General features: G+C 71.8%; 2 protein-coding genes. Both read right to left on the reverse strand.

The annotated features are described in order from the left end of the window. The coding region (locus JNW98_RS25875; protein ID WP_308015663.1) for a TrmH family RNA methyltransferase at positions 1–593 on the reverse strand (593 nt) is incomplete at its 3' end. 91 nt (positions 594–684) lie between these two features. Next, positions 685–1,388 (reverse strand): DALR domain-containing protein (locus JNW98_RS25880; protein ID WP_223770709.1); only part of this gene is annotated, 704 nt, incomplete at its 5' end.

Here is a 1,388-nt window from a genome sequence, read left to right on the forward strand (position 1 = left end):
ACGACCACGCCGTGCCCGCCGAAGGCGGAGACGGAGCGGACGACGGCGCCGAGGTTGCGCGGGTCGGTGATGCCGTCGAGGGCGACGATCAGCGGGTCCTCGCCGTCGGCGTGCGCCGCCGCGGTGAGGTCCTCGGGGTGCGCGTAGTCGTACGGCGGCACCGACAGGACGAGGCCCTGGTGGTTGAGCCCGTTGGTCATGCGGTCCAGCTCGGGGCGGGGGGCCTCCATAAGGTTGAGGCCCTTGTCCGTGGCGAGCTGGAGCGCCTCGCGGACGCGCTCGTCGTTGTCCAGGTACTGCTGGACGTAGAGCGTGGTCGCCGGGACGCCCTCGCGCAGCGCCTCGACCACCGAGTTGCGGCCGACGACGAGCTCGTTGGTGCCCTTGGGACCGCCGCGGCGCGGGGCCGGACGGCGGGCGGCCTGCTTGGCCGCGGCGTTGGCTACGCGGTTCTTCTTGTGTCCCTTGCGCATGCTCGCGGGCGGGGTCGGGCCCTTGCCCTCCAGGCCCCGGCGCCGCTGGCCGCCGCTGCCGACCGTCGCGCCCTTCTTGTTGGACGTGCGGCGGTTCCTGCGCTGGCTGTTGCCGGCCATGGGGTCACCTGTTTCTTTTACTGCCAGAGCCGCTGGCCGCGGCTCAGTAGACGTACGTACGAAAAGTGTCGCTCAGGACGGCGACCAGTGCTCAGGACAGCGACCAGCGCGGTCCGGACGGCGTGTCCTCGATCGCGAGACCGGACTGCTGGAGCTGGTCGCGGAGGGCGTCGGCGGCGGCGTAGTCCTTGCGGGCGCGGGCCGCCTGGCGCTGCTCAAGCACCATGCGGACCAGCGAGTCCACCACGCCGTGCAGGTCGTCGCCGCGGTCCCCGCCGGACCAGCGCTCGTCGAGCGGGTCCAGGCCCAGGACGCCGAGCATCGCCCGCACCTCGGCCAAGCGGGCGACGGCGCCCTCCTTGTCGTCGGCGGTGAGGGCCGCGTTGCCCTGCCGGACGGTGGTGTGCACGATGGCCAGCGCCTGCGGGACGCCGAAGTCGTCGTCCATCGCCTCGGCGAACGCGGGCGGCACCTCGGCCGCGGGCTCCACCGGACCGGCCTTCTCGACCACGCGCTGCACGAAGCCCTCGATCCGCGCGAACGCCGACTCGGCCTCGCGCAGCGCCTCCGGGCTGTACTCGATCATCGAGCGGTAGTGCGGGGTGCCCAGGTAGTAGCGGAGGACGATCGGGCGCCACTCCTTGACCATCTCCGAGACCAGCACCGAGTTGCCCAGCGACTTGGACATCTTCTCGCCGCTCATGGTGACCCAGGCGTTGTGCACCCAGTAGGCGGCGAAGTCGTCGCCGAACGCCTTCGCCTGGGCGATCTCGTTCTCGTGGTGCGGGAAGATCA

Source organism: Streptomyces huiliensis (assembly GCF_020037025.1).
Lineage (GTDB): Bacteria > Actinomycetota > Actinomycetes > Streptomycetales > Streptomycetaceae > Streptomyces > Streptomyces huiliensis.